Below are 17,173 nucleotides of genomic sequence, written 5' to 3' on the forward strand. Positions count from 1 at the left end.
GTGAGTGCCGACACTACCAGGATGAAGCAGGAAGTAAACGAAGCTCAAAGTCCAATATTGTCCAATCTTGAGTAACTTTGGGTAGGATTTATGTAACGGCTTAGGGGACTCTGTCTTAACCCAAGCGTATTGTATTATTTTAAGCAACTGGGTTTCTGTATTCAGAACTGTTGAAAGTACGATCGCCCTTACGCGATTGAATCAAGGTATTTTGCCATTCTTGGGTCATTACTGAGTTATGAGCGATCGCACTTCCTAATTTAAACCTAATTTTTGTCTAAAAACATATACCACATTTCGCTACAAAAAGTTGCAATTTGAACTCTGTTTTGGTCAAATAAGTAAGCTATCCCTATTTTTAATTATATCTGACGATTCATCAAGTTATTGATTTTTTATTCCTAAGTGTTGCGCCTTAACGACTAAAATTTCACTCGTTGATAAAACACTCGTTTCACATTCTCAGCCACCGTAACGTACAACAGGACGATCGCACCCAGCACCAGCACAAAACTCAACGGCAACGGTTGAAATCCCAGCAGCGTTCCTAGAGGTGTCCAGGGAATGACGATCGTCACTCCTACGGTAGCCAGCGTCGCCATCAACAAGTATTTTCCGGGTTTACTGTCAAAAATAGATTTGCGGGTACGAACAACCAGCACAACCATCGAAGCAGAGATGACAGACTCCAAAAACCAGCCGGTTCTAAACTGTTGTGGTTGAGCGTGTAGCAGCAACAGCAGCGCCCCAAACGTCAGGTAATCAAATATGGAACTTAGCAAACCAAACACGACCATGAAGTTGCGGATAAACTTGATGTCCATCCGGCGCGGTTTGTTGACTAAATCTTTGTCTACGCGATCGGTTGCAATGGTCAATTCTGGGAAATCAGTTAATAAGTTCGTCAGCAAAATCTGACTCGGAAGCAGAGGCAAAAAGGGCAGAAACAGAGAAATTCCCGCCATGCTAAACATATTACCAAAATTAGCGCTAGTTGCCATAAAGACATATTTTAAAGTGTTGGCAAATGTAATCCGTCCTTCCTTAACACCTTCGATCAGGACATTCAAATCCTTTTCCATCAACACAATGTCAGCAGCTTCCTTGGCAACATCCACGGCACTTTCGACTGAGATACCAACATCAGCGGCATGAAGCGCAGAAGCATCGTTAATGCCATCTCCCAGATATCCCACGACATTCCCTGCTTTTTTAAGGGCGATGATAATCCGCTCTTTTTGATTTGGTTCTACCTCAGCAAAAACATTGGTATTTTGTACTAGGTGCATCAAGGCTTCATCACTGATTTTTTCTAGCTCAGATCCAGTCAAAGCTTTTGATTCACGCAGTCCTACCTGCTGAATAATACTGATAGCAACTGCCTTGCTATCTCCAGTAATCATTTTCGGAGTGATTCCCAGTAATTGCAACTCTTTTAGAGTATCAGCGATGCCAGGTTTTGGCGGATCGAAGAGCGCAAGGTAGCCCAGAAATGTCATGTTTGTTTCATCATCTTTGGTGAAGGAATCTTGCTCACAATCCCGATAAGCCACACCCAAGGCTCTGAATCCTTTACTGCCCAAATCTTCCGCTTGTTGGTGGAGTTTTTGTCGCCGATCCGCAATGTCGATCGTTTTCCATTCAGCAGTTTCAACGGTTGAGCAAACATCCAAAATATTTTTCAGTGCACCTTTGGTAATAATCAAATGCGTGCTGTCTTTTTTGAACAGAATGCTGAGACGTTTGCGGTTAAAGTCATAGGGAACTTCATCGAGCTTTTGATAGCCCGAAATGTCGAATGTTTTGTATTCGCGAATCGCTTTGTCGATCGGATTCACATAACCAGACTCAGATGCGGCATTCAAATAAGCGTAAAGTAAAACCCGATCGCTATTTTCCCCCTCCACATCAACCGCAGAGTGAATTTTCACCTCTCCTTCCGTCAGCGTACCCGTCTTATCGGTGCAAAACACATTCATACTGCCAAAATTCTCGATCGCGGGTAAGCGCTTCACAATCACCCGCTTTTTCGCCATTGTCTGAGCACCGCGCGCCAGGTTAACACTGACGATCGCGGGTAGCAGTTGAGGGGTCAAACCCACCGCCAGCGCCAGAGAAAACATAAAGGATTCGAGCACAGGGCGATGCAGGTAGACGTTGGCTGCAAAAATTAGAGCCACCAAAACGAGCGTTACTTCCATCAAAAAGTAGCCGAATTTGCTCAACCCATGTTCAAATTCTGTTTCAGGAGCCCTCAGTTTCAAGCGTTCCGATACTTTGCCGAATTCAGTATCTTTTCCAGTATGAACAACTACTGCTTTCCCCGTTCCACTAATCACATTGGCTCCCATATAAAGGGAATTGGTGCGTTGATTTAGTCCAGTTTCAGCGGGCAATACACCATTAAATTTGTCAACCGGATAGGTTTCTCCTGTGAGTGCTGCTTCATTCACCGATAAATCTTTTGACTCTAAAACTAGACAGTCGCCGGGAATATTTTTACCTGCACAAAGCACCACAATATCGCCGGGAACTACTTCTTCATTGGGGATTTCTTGAGATTGATTATCCCTCAACACAGTTGCTTTAACTTGCACTAATGCTAATAGTTTTTCGACGGCGTTAGATGCTCCTCGCTCTTGCCAAAATCCTAATAGTCCGCTGATTAGGACGATCGCCAAAATGATGATGGCATCTAGCGCATCTTTCAGAAAAATCGAGAGCACTGCCGCGAAAATCAGAATCACGATAATCGGACTCTTGAACTGATTGAGCAACAGCACGAATGCGCTCGATTTGTGTGTTTGTTTGAGGCTGTTTGCGCCGTACTGGCTTAGGCGTTGTTTTGCATCAGCACGGCTTAATCCTGTGGCTGTAGAGTGCGTCTGCTGAAGCACCTGCTCCGTGGACAAGCTCCAAAATATGGACTGTGGATTCATGATTTTATACCTGATTTGTTTAAAGGTTTTACTATAGCTTTGACAGCCCTAATTTCAGGTGTATGGACACGGCAGTGGTCATTGGTGTCAACTTAACGCCAAACCCCTTCAGAGACTGTTCGCACCGCCCCTACGAATATATTTGAAAAGCACCAGATGCACCCGTTTTAAATTTGCCATCCCTCACGATGCAAACTCATACTCAATCTCTGTAATTCTTCCTTTAAAATAGAGCCGAATGCCTTCTGGATATTCCCATCCCACCTCGCCTTCTAAAGGAATCAGCATCCCATTGCGAACTGAATATTCCCCAAATCTCCCGCACCAAGGCATCGCAGTTAGCTTGTCGCGATAACGAGCCTCAGCCCGCATAGTGGCGATCGCACCTTCGGCATTAAACTGAAATACAAGGGAGACAGTTGTCTCGCCATCCGTCAAAGTAGCGCGAGCAGAGGTGTCATTAATCGCCTCCCAGCGCACACCTTGACTGGGCAATAGTGCAGTCGGATACCAAGGAGTCTCAGCCAAGAACCGCAATAATTCACCTTGATTGTTTTCAGGCGTACCGTGCACATCCGCAATGGTAAAAAGACCGATTAATGATGCGTATAAACTGCCTTCTCCTAACAGATAGGTATCATGAACAAAGGCATTAACTCCAGGAGTCATCTGGATGCGTGCATCCCAATCAAAACCCCGACGTTGAGTCGTCACAAATTGAGTGGCTGTAAACGGACTCCACTTATCTTCAGTTTCACTCAGATTGAACAGTCCCTGCTGAGAGAGTTTGACCGCAGAGACGATCGCTTGTCCGTCCTTAATTACTGTCTGAAAGAATCGCTGCACGGGTTCTGGCAAGCCTTCGATCTCTTTTTGGTCATAGATTTGGGACTTAATTGTCCGTTGTCCATTTATTAATTTGGCTCGTAGGCGATCGGTGTTTGACTGCCAGCGATAGCTACCATAGATCGCAGCAATTCCCAAGCTGACTACGATTAAAACACCAACAATTGCCATCCACTTAATCCACATGATACTTACCTATGTTTGTTGATTTAGAAGTTGATAGATGGTGATGATAAGAACGATCGTACAAATAAATAGTCGTATATATTGAAAACGTATACTTTGATAGCCAATTAGGAAAATAAATCGCAAAATTTTCCTTTGTTGAATTTGAATACTTCCGTGCAATCAGAGTTAATGGGCAGACGAATCGAAAGGTTAGTAAAATTATAGCTTCTAGAGATACAAATCCATAACCAATCCAGAGCCAGACATCGAGTTTATTGGCGATCGCGGCATACAGCATATAGAAAATCACAAAGTTGAAAAATACCCAGATCGCAGTACAGATATTTGACTTCAAATTTTTAAGTGTAATCTCTGTCAATAGGAATAGATTAAGCACAACCAATCAAGAATCAGGAGACGGCAGTGCCGTTTCCCTACAATTAATTGGGGTAGGGAAACGGCACTGCCGTATCCTCCGTTTCTATTTCGATAGATATAGTTTCAGAATCTGTTAAAGACCAGGTATGATCTGCGGTCAAATCCAAAATAGACTCGTGATAATTACTCAAACTTTCTCGATGTCCAATGCTCAAAAATGTCATACCAGAGGCTTGTAACTGTTGGTATAAATGTTTTTCATTATCAGGATCGAGGGCGCTAGTAGCCTCATCTAAAATGGCGTAGCTAGGTTTGTTGAGCAGAAGATGTGCAAAAATAAGGCGCTGTTGTTCTCCCAAAGATAGAAGCTCCGCCCAGTTTTGTTCAGTGTTAAATCCTCCATGCGTTTGCTCTAAATCGGGTAAATTTACCTGCATCAAAATTTGCCTCAACTGCGAATCTTCAACTTCCGAATCCATATTTGGATACAGCATTTGATCTCGTAACGTCCCTAAAATCATGTAAGGACGCTGCGACAAAAACAACATTTTATCCAGGGTAGGCCGCGAAATTGTGCCACTTCCTGCATCCCACAGTCCAACGATCGCCCTTAACAAAGAACTTTTCCCGCAACCGCTAGGCCCTCTCACCAGCAAACCCTCGCCAGTAGAGAGTTTCACCGATAGATCCTCCACCAAAGTCCGTTGACGGTTCGGTGTTTGAAGGGTCATGTTTTCGATCGCCAGTCGATCGGCAATTTCAGTTTTGATACTTGTTTCCAGGGCGTCCTCAGACTCCTGGGAAGTTGAGCGATCAGTTTCCAAACACTCTAAAAAGGTGTATAAACGCTCGACACCCGCGCCAAAAGTAGCAAGGGATTGAAAGCGTGCCACAATTAGATTGAGCGAGAAAAAGACTCGAATGAAAGCTCCTTGCGCCTCAGTAACTTTACCAACTTCTAAGTCACCCGCAAAAATGCCGGGCGCGACTACAATTGCTGGCAAAATGAAGGGAATAAATTCATAGGCGTTAGTCAGGATATTCAGATTCAACTCCCAAAAAATTAAGCGCTTGAAGTTGTCGAAAGCTTCGACAAATCTGCCTTTGACTTGAGCGGACTCACGCGGTTCTCCCTGATAAAAGGCGATCGCCTCAGCATTTTCCCGCACCCGCACTAAACTAAACCGAAAATCGGCCTCTTTTTTAAGCTGCCCAAAATTGAGTCGCATCAAGGGCTTCCCAAATACCCCAACAGTCGCCAAAGTACCAACCAGCGCGTAGAGTACCAAAAACAAGATTAATGGCTTAGAAATGCCCCAGAGCACGCCACTAAACGCCGCCACAGCCAACAAAGAATCAACTACCGCCAGCAGTAGTTTTAACGATTCTTGGGTAAAATTTTTGACATCTTCAGCAATCCGCTGATCGGGATTATCAATGTCAGCATCGGCATGATTTAGATTATAAAATGCCCGATTCTGGAAATAGCGATCGACAAAATAGTTAGTCAACCATCGCCGCCACTCCAAGCCCAGGCGATCGCGCAAATAATCATAGCCTGCATATAATGGTGCATAAATAACTAATGTCCCGGCAAAAATTAGAATTGTTTGCCAAAATCTAGCTTCATCGTGAGCCGATAATGCCGAAATTAGCTCGCCTCGCTTGTTGTTGAGCAGTACACTTAGTCCTGTGTAGCCAAGGGACAACAGGATCACTAATAGCAATAAGCCGCGCGCGCGCCATTTTTCGTCGCTTGACCAGTAAGATTTGGCGATCGCCCAGAATTGTTTGAGTATAGTTAGATTAAATCGTTGCATTACTTTTTTCATACAAAATTGCTCACCTATTTAATATAATAGGAAAACAGGATTGAAAGCGCAAAAATTCCAAATCTTGGCTTTGAAAAATAGCAGGTGTGTCAAACTGTGTCCAGGAAAGATGGCAGCGCGATCGGCAAGGAGTAGTAGCGGAACATCGCCCCTGGTTCCATAAATTGCTCCATCACCAGCAATCTTTACTGATTACTTTCAAGTATTGCCTTCGCCTGCAAAAGTCCTTGAATATTCGTGCCGCGATCGCTGCTAGCTGTTAAGTAGATGGGTTCACCCTTGGAGTTAAAGGATACCCTCGCATCTTTGACATTAAAACCTTGCTGTGGTATAATACACACGAATAGAGCAAGATAGTGATTAGAATGCGGATAAATTATCAAACTAGGATAAATTTACTGGGTTTGAGCGATCGCCTAAAAATCACGACTCACAAGAATAGCGATAGCCTACAGCAAACCCTTTAACAGATAGATAATTGAGGCGATCGCCTAGAACTCACGACTCACAGGAATAGCGATCGCTCACCGCAAACCCTTTAGCAGATAGATAATTGAGGCAATCGCCTAGAACTCACGACTCACAGGAATAGCGATCGCATACAGCAAAACCTCTAGCAGATAGATAATTGAGGCGATCGTCCTTCATCGGAGAAAGCGATCGCAGTAACTTGACAGTTAGCCAAAAACACAGTTATAATGCCCCTAAAAGATCGGCGATCGCACTAAACTGCTATTTGGAGTAATTTTATTAAGCCGACCCAAAAGAGCGGTGATCTCGCTTCATCAAAAAAAGTGGGCATAGCAACCCATAATAATCGCACTTAACCCAAGCCGCTAGTTGTCGCGCACTCATTGATCTCATAATTAACAAGGAAGAATAAATATGATTACAAATAGCCATTTAATTTCAGGTGAAACATTTATTTCTCAAAATAGACCAGATACAACTCACAACTTTCCGCCAGATGATGAAATTAACGAAAAATACAAAAAGGGAGAGATAAGAATTGTAACAGAACAAGCTCGTTATCCACTTGATAGTATAAAAGCTATGCTTGACAGTGCAAAATATATCCTCAATCCTGAATACCAACGTAGAAAAAGGTGGGACAATGCTCGAAAATCTCGTTTGATAGAATCATTCATAATGAATGTACCAATTCCACCTATCTTTCTGTATGAAATAGAATACTCTATTTATGAAGTAATGGACGGACAACAAAGACTGACAGCTATATATGATTTTTATAAAGGAAAATTTGATCTAGAAGGATTAGAGTATTGGCAGGAACTTAATGGGCGAAATTATCAAAATTTACCTGAGCAAGTTAGAAGAGGTATAGATAGACGATATTTGTCTTCTATTATTTTATTGCAAGAAACAGCTAAAAGTAAAGAAGAAGCTGAATATCTCAAACAGATAGTTTTTGAAAGATTGAATAGTGGAGGAGAGAAGCTAACTGCACAAGAAACAAGAAATGCTTTACAAAATGGTAAATTCAACCAATTATGTATAAAACTTTCTCAAAATGAATATTTTCGTAAAATGTGGAATTTACCTTTAGAAAGTCAAGGAGAAAAAAAATTACTTGAAAGTGAGTCTTATCGCAAAATGGAGGATGTTGAATTAGTTTTGCGGTTCTTTGCTTATCGTCATATAGATAAGTTAAAATCCCCAGTAGATAAATTTTTAGATGAGTATTTAAAACAAGCAAATAGTTATCCTGATGAAACAATGAATAAACTTGAAAATATTTTTAATGAGACTATTTACTTAATTTATCAAATATTAGGAAATTCAGCTTTCATCCCTCCATATGAAGGGCGTAACAGAAAAACGCCATTAAAAACTATTTATGATCCAATAATGCAGGTATTTGCAAATAATATTTCTCACAAAGAAATTTTTCTTAAACACAAAGGGACTATAGAGAAGAGTTTATATTCCGGTAGAAAATCACCATTTATACAACAGGAAAAAAGTAAACATCTTTTTGATGGTAGCTATAATAACAAAAAAGATGTAGAAGCACGCATTCAGTATTTTCAAAAATTTCTACAAACCTATATTAAATAAACTTTAGTAGAAATTATGAATATACAATCATTGGAAAACTTCAAAAGAGAATTAAATCAAATTAAAGAATATTTAAAACACATTCAATATGTAAATGATTTAACAGCTTATGCCATTATAGACACTGACAATGGACAAATCAAGGAATTACTTAATAGACTAAAAGAGCATGATAGGGGTTTTAGAACAGATAAACGAATATTTGAATATAAAGCTTCTATTATTTCACTTTATGGACTGCTAGAAAAATATGTAGAAATCTGGATTAAAGAATATCTTGATTCCCTCTCTAAAGTAGTACCTGAATATAATCAAGTGGATGAAAAGATTAGAATTAATCATTTTGAACTGTCTTTAAAATTGATAAATACTATTGCAACCAGAGAAAGTGCTAAATATCAGCATCTTACAAAAGAGGAGGTATTAAAGAAGTTAAATGAATGTATTGTTAATCCTAGCAACTATCAAATTAACACAGAAGCGTTTGTTCTTTTATCAGGTAATTTAAAACATAATAAAATTGTAGAAATATTCAATAAGTTAAGTTTAGATTTAAACGATGAATTACTGAAGAATGAAGAACTTAATAATGAGATCGGTTTAACACCAGAAAGAATTTCCACAATAGGAAAAGATATTTTGTACAATAAAATCAATGATTTAGTTGAAAGACGAAACCAAATTGCTCACGGTTCAGAAAACGTAGAGGATATCAAAAGCATATCTGAATTAGAACCTTATATTCAATTTTTAGAAAAATATTGTCAAGCTATTTTTAAAGCATTATTTGAACAATTTATCAAACAAGAATCAATACATACTTTTCAAAAAATAGAAAAGGTGATTAAAATTTTTAATGATAAAATATTAGCATTTGAGATTGAAAATTATACGATAAAAGTTAAAGATATGCTAATTATTGAAACTAAAGAAGGAAGATTTTATAAAAAACCTATTTTGACCATTCGATTAGATGATCAATCATATCCAGAACTGGCAGTTATAGAAAAAACAAATATTGGTATTAGCGTTGAGCCTAAAATAAAGCCTAACCAAACATTTTACATAATCAAAAAATAGTGCGATCGCTCTTAGTTGAGATTGATCCTACAGGAATAATGGCGATCCTCATATTACCTTAAGCTAATTGGCGATCGCGTTGTCTCAGGCACAGTGCGATCGCCATCGCTGTAGGTGCGTTACTCAACGCGCCTTTTTACTTTTAAACATGATGAATTTGTAATTATCTGATTTTTGGGATGTTCATTAATGTGATCGCTGCTCTTGTCGGTTAAGTGGGATCGCAGATTGATTAAGCTTGACCGATCGCCTTCACCGCAGCAAGATACCGCTCCTTCACATTTTTGTAGTCCAACTCCTCCGCAATTCCTTCGACACTACCACGTTCAATCATATCTGCATGACGCTGTAGTGTGGTTCGGTCTGGTATTCTGTGAGTAAAGGGCGCGATCGCTGATCTTGTAGGTTAAGTGCGATCGCCTAAAAATCACGACTCACAGGAATAGCGATCGCTTTAGGGTGAGTTAATGAAATGTAACGCTCCTTATTTTTGTTTGAACGAAAGCATTCTGTTCGGAAATGTAGGGAGTGAGAGATTTTCCAAGCACATCAAGGTAAAAACTTCGCTACACAATCGATCGCACTACTCCACCCTCAACTCGTAGGGCAGCCCCATTAATCGCAGAAGCTAAGGGACTGGCAACAAACGCAACTAACGCAGCAACTTCAGACGTTGAAGCAAATCGCTGAATTAGGGAAGATGGACGCATCTTAGTAAAAAACTCTTTCTCAACTTGTTCGATCGAAATATTTTGATCCTTCGATAATCCCTGGATAAAGTCTTCCACCCCTTCAGAGCGAGTTGGCCCCGGCAATACCGTGTTTACAGTTACATGACTGCCCACGGTTGTTTCCGCCAAACCGCGACTCAACGCCAATTGTGCAGTTTTAGTCACGCCATAATGAATCATTTCGGCGGGAATATTCAAAGCAGATTCACTAGAGATGAAAATAATCCGTCCCCAATCTTGCTTCAGCATCAGCGGCAAATAATGGCGCGAGAGCCGCACACCGCTCATCACATTCACTTCCAGAATGTTCATCCACTCTTCATCGGAGATATCTTCAAAGGCCTTGGAGCCATAAATTCCTAAGTTATTCACCAAAATATTGACTTCTGGTACTTTTTGAAGTAGCAATTCAACTCCGGCTGGCGTTCCCAAATCGGCAGCAATTCCTTGAAGTTTGGCATTCGGCACACTTTGCTGAATGCGATCGATCGCATTATTTACGCGCTCTTGCGTTCTGCCATTGACAATGACCGTCGCTCCTTCTTCGGCAAGTGTGGTAACAATTGCCAGTCCAATTCCACCCGTTGAACCACTGACCAATGCAATCTTTCCTGATAGTTTGAGATCCATACTTTGTTAAACCAAATAACGTCAAACAATTCTCTACAACTTGGGTTAAATTAATCGATCGCACCCTAATCCAACTTTACCACCATTTTGCCAATCATATTAAACAGATTATTCGGGCCCGGCTGCGGCTTGTTGTAACCAGAAATACTACCGCAAGCGATAATCCGGCCGTGCACCCGCAGGGCTGAGAGCGCCGCTTGCAGGGTTTCGCCTCCTACATTATCGAAATAAACATCAATTCCGTCCGGTGCCGCTTGGTTCAATTGTTCGAGGACTGGGCCAGAATTGTAATTGAAAGCGCGATCGAATCCGCATTCTTCTAGCAGAAACTTGACTTTTTCCGCTGAACCTGCTGAGCCGATAACCTGACATCCGCGCAATTTTGCCAGTTGTCCCGCCACACTTCCCACCGCGCCCGCAGCACCCGAAATAAAAATCACATCGCCTGCTTTAACATCTACCAAATTCAATCCAGCCCAAGCCGTCATCCCCGTCATACCGATCGCACCGAGATAAACCGATAGCGGTTGAATTTCGCTGCTGACAGGATGCAACTCTTTGGGCGCTGCGGTGAAGTATTCCCGCCAGCCAAAGTTGGAAGTGACGGCATCACCAGGCTTGAATTCTGGGGCACGCGATTCGATGACTTCGCCGACTGCGCCGCCTTGTAGAACTTTACCTAACTCGAAGGACGGAACATAGGATTTGCTCTCGTTCATGCGTCCGCGCATATACGGATCGACTGATATATAGCGATTGCGAACGAGCACTTGTCCGTCTTGAAGTGGCTTTATTTCGGTTTGGGCGATCGCAAAATTAGCTGCGGTTGGCATCCCGTTGGGGCGGGAGACTAGGTGAATTTCGCGGCTCATGATATCTGTCATAATTTGCTCCTAACCTGTAAAAGTTGACTGTTTGGGTAAGTCCTGTTGAACTCAGAATTATCCAACCAGCTCAACTAACTTGTAATTCGATCAATGTTTGTGTCCCAGCAGCGTCACTAATCCGAAGCGCTACCATCACACCGAGTGAGTTTTGTCCCGTTAAAACTTCAGTTGGTGAATCGATCGTGTGAGCGTAAGTCACCTCATCTTTACCAACTTCAATCACCAAATCATCTCCTTTTCCAGGGCGATCGTAAACCATCGCATGAAGCGGTGAATTCTTAATCAGTTCTGCATCACCGACTTCTGAACCGATGATTTCGATCGAAATACGCCGTCCGCGATTGCCATCGGTAAACTGATCGAAAAATTCACCCCATCGCTCGCGGGGCACAGATTTGTTGATTTCAATCTTGTTGGTCATTTCCATTTTATTCACCATCATGATTCCTGTAAAAGAGTAGTAAAAAGCAATTGAGCATGAGAGGGCTGTTTTATTCTCAGGAAAACGAGGTTTTTGTAGGGTCGTGCCCCCGTGCCGACCCTCTCATCAACCTGACGGACTCTTGGGAGTGGAATACTCCCCTATTGTTGTTAGTTGAAAGCCTTAGACTGCGATCGACATACTCATTTCCTGACTAATTCTGTCTAGCATTTGCTTCGCCTGACTGACATCGTGATTGCTACCTGTCACCAGGATAATAAACTCGCCTGCTTGGATTTGAGTGTCATACTTCACCACCTCATGCTTCGGGATTCCTAAGCCTCCCAAGGCACCAGCCAATCCTCCTACAGCAGCGGTACCAACGCCACCAACAACCGTTCCTTCCAACCAACCCGCCAACACCCCCGCAATGGGGCCAGCAACGACTATAGGAGCCATTCCCGGAATAAACAGCACTCCAGCCCCGGCTAAAATGCCAAATAAACCTCCGACGAAGCTACCCCAATAACCACCACCTGCGGCTCCAGCTTTGGCTGTATCTTTCCAGGTGAGAAATCCGCGCACGTGTTCAGTTGTGTGGTAGTCTTTGCCAATTATCGAGAGCTTTTGCATATCGAAGCCTTTTTTTTGCAGCTCCAATACAACTCTTTCAGCTTCTGAATGGGAGGGGAAATGACCAACAATTGTATGTGTGTATGACATGAGTTTGTTTCCTTTGTTATTTGTCCGCATGACGGACAAAATTTTTGATTTTTGATTTGCTTTTTATCTTTTAACGTTCGATTTCACCTCGTCGAGTTTCGATTGAATCTCAGCTTTGGTTTCTTTCGCCGTTCACTGAAACTTTAACAAAAATTTCCCAATATAATCTCTACCTTTTGATTGAATATTCACACAAATTTTCAAGCCTAATCTATACCTTTTGAATATTTTAAGAGGATTTTATGACAAACAAAAACAGCGGAATAATTGCCATTATTCCGCTCATAAGCATCCATTCTAAATTAGGTCAAATTTGGCGCATTTGAAAAGCGAAAGTCAGGACACGGCAGTGCCGTGTCCCTACAATTAATCTGCGTAGGGAAACGGCACTGCCGTCTCCTCTTCCTACAATTAATCGGCGTAGAGAAACGGCACTGCCATCTCCTCCTACAATTAATCGGCGTAGGGACACGGCATTGCCGTCTCCTCTTCCTACAATTAATCTGCGTAGGGAAACGGCACTGCCGTCTCCTCTTCCTACAATTAATCGGCGTAGGGAAACGGCACTGCCGTCTCCTCCTACAATTAATCGGCGTAGAGAAACGGCACTGCCATCTCCTCCTACAATTAATCTGCGTAGGGACACGGCATTGCCGTCTCCTCTTCCTACAATTAATCAGCGTAGGGAAACGGCACTGCCGTCTCCTCTTCCTACAATTAATCAGCGTAGGGAAACGGCACTGCCATCTCTTCCTACAATTAATCAGCGTAGGGAAACGGCATTGCCGTCTCCTCTTCCTACAATTAATCGGCGTAGGGAAACGGCATTGCCGTCTCCTCCTTACTTAGTAGTTCCCGCAGCAGTTGTGGCATCTAATCTCGTGCAAATCGCTTTCAAGGTAGCTGCTTCGGCTTCTTCCATCGTCGCCATTGCGAATAAAATCGCTGTATTCGCATAGTCTTCAGCTTTATCCGCCCGATGTTCGAGTTTCTTGACTTCGCGACTCGTCTTCCATTCCTCGACGTTCGACTTCACCTCAGATTCTGTTTCCTCGAATTGAGTTTGGAGCTTTGCCCGATACCGATCAAATTCTTGTTTCTTAGCTTCTAGATTTGTCTTCATTTCGTCGAGTTTCGATTGCAGCTCAGCCTCAGTATTTTTCGTTGCAGATTGAACGCTTTCCTTCAGCAATTTTGCCCGGTCTTCAATCGCTTCTAAATTGTCGTGGAGTTGTTTGGTGAAGTTGTCAATTGTCGTACTCATGGTGATTCCTCTAGTTGAGTTTATCGGACTTGTCGATAGTGTTATTCAATTGCCATTGGGCCACAAAAGTCTTTGTTGTTAGTGACCTCATCTACTGGTGAAAGACTGAAACAACTCTTTAATGATTTGATGCTGCTGAGTTATTATTTTCAATACTAGCTTTAAAATGTGAAGGAAATCTGAGGTTTTTGTAAAATAAATATATCGCTAATTTATCACTATAGAGATGTGTTTTGGCGCATCAGAACGGTTGTCAATTCCGGCTGCGCCGGAATGACAAGCGAGGATACGGCAGTGCCGTTTCCCTACGCCAGATAATTGTAGGGAAACGGCACTGCCGTGTCCTGATTTCTCCCAAATACGGGCTGTGGATTGATTATTTGATACCTGATTTTTAAATTTTACACAAGCAACCTTTGCTGCTAGAACTAATGTTTTCCCGTCTCTGACTATGGCCTGACTTTTGTAGTTTGTTTCAACAGTTCAAACCAAAGCAAGCTAATCAATCCACCGCCCAAGCAGATCGCAAGATCGATCGCACGTAGCAGAGAAAAGCTAAACAAATGACGCAAAAATGGGACATACAGCACCAGCCCAAGGAACAACAGTCCCCCACCAAGCACCCACCACAGCGCAGGATTTGGGGATTTCAGTATTTTAAAGCTGAGGTGCGAGGTTGAACCTTCGCTCAAAATTAGTCCTAAATTTGCCAAAATTAACGTCGTAAACGTTAACGCACGGGCATCAAATTCGCCTTGTCTGCGATATAGGGCGATCGCAAAAATCGCCAGCACGATCGCCAAAATTCCGCCCCCTTGCAACACAGCCAACGAGAGCGTTTTCTTGCCAAATAAAGGTTCTTTGGGGTTGCGGGGAGGGCGCTGCATCACCGTTGCTTCTGCGGGTTCGGCTTCTAAGACGATCGAGCAAGCTGGATCGATAATTAAATGTAAAAATGCCACATGAACCGGAAGCAATACTAACGGTAACTTAAACAATACTGGAATCAAAGACATTCCGGCGATCGGGATATGAATCGCAATCAGATATGACATGGCTTTGCGGAGATTGTCAAAAATTCTGCGCCCCAGTTTGACTGCTTGGACGATCGACGAAAAATCATCATCTAATAACACCAAAGCCGCAGATTCACGAGCCACATCCGTGCCTCGCTCACCCATCGCAATCCCAATTTGGGCAGCTTTGAGAGCAGGAGCATCATTCACGCCATCTCCCGTCATTGCCACAACTTCACCCTTGGATTTCAAAGCATTAACTAACCGCAACTTGTGTTCGGGAACGGCTCGTGCAAAGATATTTGTACTTTGAATCCGCTGCTCTAATTCAGCATCGCTCATGCCATCTAATTCTGCTCCGGTGACAATGGCTCCCATCTGCATCAATCCAACTTGACGGGCAATACTTTGAGCAGTTTCTGGATAATCACCGGTAATCATTACGACTCGAATTCCAGCGCTATAACATTCTTGAATCGCCGCCTTAACGGTTGGACGTACTGGATCGGACAGTCCCACTAATCCGATAAATTCAAACGGAAAGTCATGTTGTTTTTCCGGTAAACGATCGATATTCAGCGACGGGTGAGGTGGCAAAAATGGCGGCGGCGCACCAACAAGTGAGGCTTTGGCAACACCTAATACCCGCAATCCTTGACTTGCCATTTGACTAACTTGCGCTGCCATCATTTGCTGCTGTTGGGGCGTGAAATGGCAGAGATCCGCGATCGCCTCCGGTGCTCCTTTTGCCGCAACTTCATACAACTTGCGATCTGCTGACTCCCAAACGTGAGACATTGCCAATAAATGCGGTGACAGCGGATATTCTCGCAACAGTTTCCAATCGCCGTGCAAATGTTCGGTATCCGCCAAATAGCGATCGCCCAATTGCTTAAATGCTTTTTCCATTGGATCGAATGGATCTCTTTGGCTTGCCAGAATACAGAACTCAACTAATTGATGAACTGCTTCTGGGAGTGCTTCTGATGAATGTAATCCCAAATCGTAAGGCTGAGGGTTTTCTGCCTGGTTGTAGGCTAACAACTGCTGCACAGCCATCTGATTCTGAGTCAATGTCCCGGTTTTATCCACGCACAAAACAGTTGCGGAACCTACGGTTTCAACGGCCGAGGCGCGACGTGCTAAGACATGATTCTGAGAAATCCGCCAAGCTCCCAAGGCTAAGAAGATTGTCACAACTACCGGAAATTCATTCGGCAAAATTGCCATCGCTAAGGTAATGCCGGCGAGCACTCCTTTAAGCCAATCTCCTGTAGTGAATCCATAGATTACAACAATTGCCACACAAAGCGATAAAGCAATGCCAAACAAACGACTAACCAATCGATTCATTTCCTGTTGTAAAGGCGTCGTTTCTGGCTTGATTTTCTGCAAAGCCTTGCCAATCTTGCCCATTTCTGTTTGAGCGCCGATCGCCTTAACTTGAGCAATTCCCTGTCCCTGAACCACCAATGTGCCAGAATACACAAACGGCAATTCATCGCCTCCCGGACGCGCCATCTCCACGTTACCCACAGCGGTAACTTTGCGAACCGGTAGGGATTCCCCGGTTAATAACGACTCATCGGTTGAGAGATTTGAGCAAGATAGGACGATCGCATCCGCAGACACGCGATCGCCCTCCGCGAGCACTAAGAAATCGCCTCGAACCACTTCTCGCCCCGCAATTCGTTTTCGTTCCCCATCCCGAATCACCAAGGCGCGAGGGCTGGAAAGATCGCGCAGGGCTTCTAGGGCGTGTTCGGTTTTGCCTTCCTGGTAGAGACTAATTCCGGTGATAAACAAGACGAAACCTATCAGAATTAAGGCTTCTTGTAAGTCGCCTAAAATCCAATAAATGATACCACCGCCGACGAGTAAGAGAAAAATCGGATCTTGAATGGTGTTCCAGGCGATCGATAACAGATTGCGCGACTCAGCCGAGGGGAGTTCGTTGTAGCCGTCGTCTTTGAGTCTGGCGATCGCATTTAGCTCAGATAAGCCGATCGCAGTATTGGGATCGAAAGTCGCAACCATATTTCTTTTTCCTATGAAATATTAAAAATAGATCGATCTCAGTATTGTCAGCAACAGGCAAGATGCCTGTTCCACAAGAAATTCACTCTTTAGTGGAACAGGCATCTTGCCTGTTCCTAATTGTCAGCAACAGGCAAGATGC

13 protein-coding genes are annotated in these 17,173 nt (G+C 43.0%); 3 read left to right on the top strand and 10 right to left on the bottom strand.

What is annotated here, in order from left to right:
- Positions 1–422: 422 nt before the first annotated feature.
- From mgtA to JGK14_RS29635, 3 genes are all read right to left on the bottom strand, one after another.
- Positions 423–2,939, bottom strand: a complete 2,517-nt coding sequence (mgtA, locus tag JGK14_RS29625; protein ID WP_293226747.1) for a magnesium-translocating P-type ATPase — start codon at positions 2,937–2,939, stop codon at positions 423–425.
- A gap of 183 nt (positions 2,940–3,122) precedes the next feature.
- Entirely contained in the window at positions 3,123–3,971 is an 849-nt protein-coding gene (locus tag JGK14_RS29630; protein ID WP_325315826.1) for a DUF6920 family protein, read from the bottom strand.
- 422 nt (positions 3,972–4,393) lie between these two features.
- Positions 4,394–6,151 (bottom strand): ABC transporter ATP-binding protein/permease, encoded by a 1,758-nt coding sequence (locus tag JGK14_RS29635; RefSeq protein ID WP_293285767.1) that lies wholly within the window; start codon positions 6,149–6,151, stop codon positions 4,394–4,396.
- Positions 6,152–6,249: 98 nt separating this feature from the next.
- Between JGK14_RS29635 and JGK14_RS29640 the strand changes: the two genes are divergently transcribed.
- From JGK14_RS29640 to JGK14_RS29650, 3 genes are all read left to right on the top strand, one after another.
- Complete coding sequence (locus JGK14_RS29640; protein WP_325315827.1) at positions 6,250–6,426, top strand: hypothetical protein; 177 nt, start codon at positions 6,250–6,252, stop codon at positions 6,424–6,426.
- A gap of 622 nt (positions 6,427–7,048) precedes the next feature.
- Positions 7,049–8,242, top strand: coding sequence for a DUF262 domain-containing protein (locus JGK14_RS29645; protein ID WP_293207953.1), 1,194 nt, complete (start codon positions 7,049–7,051; stop codon positions 8,240–8,242).
- Between the two features lie 15 nt (positions 8,243–8,257).
- A complete protein-coding gene (locus tag JGK14_RS29650) occupies positions 8,258–9,322 on the top strand; it encodes an MAE_28990/MAE_18760 family HEPN-like nuclease (RefSeq protein ID WP_293214097.1) in 1,065 nt (354 codons plus the stop codon).
- Positions 9,323–9,888: 566 nt separating this feature from the next.
- Here the strand turns inward: JGK14_RS29650 and JGK14_RS29655 are convergent.
- From JGK14_RS29655 to JGK14_RS29685, 7 genes are all read right to left on the bottom strand, one after another.
- Positions 9,889–10,683, bottom strand: a complete 795-nt coding sequence (locus JGK14_RS29655; RefSeq protein WP_293219727.1) for an SDR family NAD(P)-dependent oxidoreductase — start codon at positions 10,681–10,683, stop codon at positions 9,889–9,891.
- A 65-nt stretch (positions 10,684–10,748) separates the two neighbouring features.
- Positions 10,749–11,567 (bottom strand): NADP-dependent oxidoreductase, encoded by an 819-nt coding sequence (locus JGK14_RS29660; RefSeq protein ID WP_293199212.1) that lies wholly within the window; start codon positions 11,565–11,567, stop codon positions 10,749–10,751.
- Positions 11,568–11,637: 70 nt separating this feature from the next.
- The gene (locus JGK14_RS29665) at positions 11,638–11,991 is read right to left on the bottom strand and encodes a DUF5335 family protein (RefSeq protein WP_293186953.1); all 354 of its coding nucleotides are present in this window, start codon (positions 11,989–11,991) and stop codon (positions 11,638–11,640) included.
- A 183-nt stretch (positions 11,992–12,174) separates the two neighbouring features.
- The gene (locus JGK14_RS29670) at positions 12,175–12,714 is read right to left on the bottom strand and encodes a general stress protein (protein ID WP_293186954.1); all 540 of its coding nucleotides are present in this window, start codon (positions 12,712–12,714) and stop codon (positions 12,175–12,177) included.
- A 307-nt stretch (positions 12,715–13,021) separates the two neighbouring features.
- A complete protein-coding gene (locus tag JGK14_RS29675) occupies positions 13,022–13,360 on the bottom strand; it encodes a hypothetical protein (RefSeq protein ID WP_293186955.1) in 339 nt (112 codons plus the stop codon).
- Between the two features lie 195 nt (positions 13,361–13,555).
- Positions 13,556–13,978 carry a hypothetical protein gene (locus JGK14_RS29680; protein ID WP_293186956.1) on the bottom strand — a complete coding sequence of 141 codons (423 nt, stop codon included), beginning with the start codon at positions 13,976–13,978 and terminating at the stop codon, positions 13,556–13,558.
- 449 nt (positions 13,979–14,427) lie between these two features.
- Positions 14,428–17,031 carry a cation-translocating P-type ATPase gene (locus JGK14_RS29685; RefSeq protein WP_293323671.1) on the bottom strand — a complete coding sequence of 868 codons (2,604 nt, stop codon included), beginning with the start codon at positions 17,029–17,031 and terminating at the stop codon, positions 14,428–14,430.
- Between the last annotated feature and the right edge of the window lie 142 nt (positions 17,032–17,173).

This window comes from Microcoleus sp. PH2017_28_MFU_U_A (assembly GCF_020738035.1).
Taxonomy (GTDB): Bacteria; Cyanobacteriota; Cyanobacteriia; order Cyanobacteriales; family Microcoleaceae; genus Microcoleus.

Excerpts from the sequence above, each read along its gene's own strand:
- JGK14_RS29670 (WP_293186954.1), bottom strand. The coding sequence starts at position 12,714 with ATGTCATACACACATACAATTGTTGGTCATTTCCCCTCCCATTCAGAA.
- JGK14_RS29685 (WP_293323671.1), bottom strand. The coding sequence starts at position 17,031 with ATGGTTGCGACTTTCGATCCCAATACTGCGATCGGCTTATCTGAGCTA.
- JGK14_RS29645 (WP_293207953.1), top strand. The coding sequence starts at position 7,049 with ATGATTACAAATAGCCATTTAATTTCAGGTGAAACATTTATTTCTCAA.
- mgtA (WP_293226747.1), bottom strand. The coding sequence starts at position 2,939 with ATGAATCCACAGTCCATATTTTGGAGCTTGTCCACGGAGCAGGTGCTT.
- JGK14_RS29665 (WP_293186953.1), bottom strand. The coding sequence starts at position 11,991 with ATGACCAACAAGATTGAAATCAACAAATCTGTGCCCCGCGAGCGATGG.
- JGK14_RS29655 (WP_293219727.1), bottom strand. The coding sequence starts at position 10,683 with ATGGATCTCAAACTATCAGGAAAGATTGCATTGGTCAGTGGTTCAACG.
- JGK14_RS29680 (WP_293186956.1), bottom strand. The coding sequence starts at position 13,978 with ATGAGTACGACAATTGACAACTTCACCAAACAACTCCACGACAATTTA.
- JGK14_RS29630 (WP_325315826.1), bottom strand. The coding sequence starts at position 3,971 with ATGTGGATTAAGTGGATGGCAATTGTTGGTGTTTTAATCGTAGTCAGC.
- JGK14_RS29635 (WP_293285767.1), bottom strand. The coding sequence starts at position 6,151 with ATGCAACGATTTAATCTAACTATACTCAAACAATTCTGGGCGATCGCC.
- JGK14_RS29650 (WP_293214097.1), top strand. The coding sequence starts at position 8,258 with ATGAATATACAATCATTGGAAAACTTCAAAAGAGAATTAAATCAAATT.
- JGK14_RS29660 (WP_293199212.1), bottom strand. The coding sequence starts at position 11,567 with ATGACAGATATCATGAGCCGCGAAATTCACCTAGTCTCCCGCCCCAAC.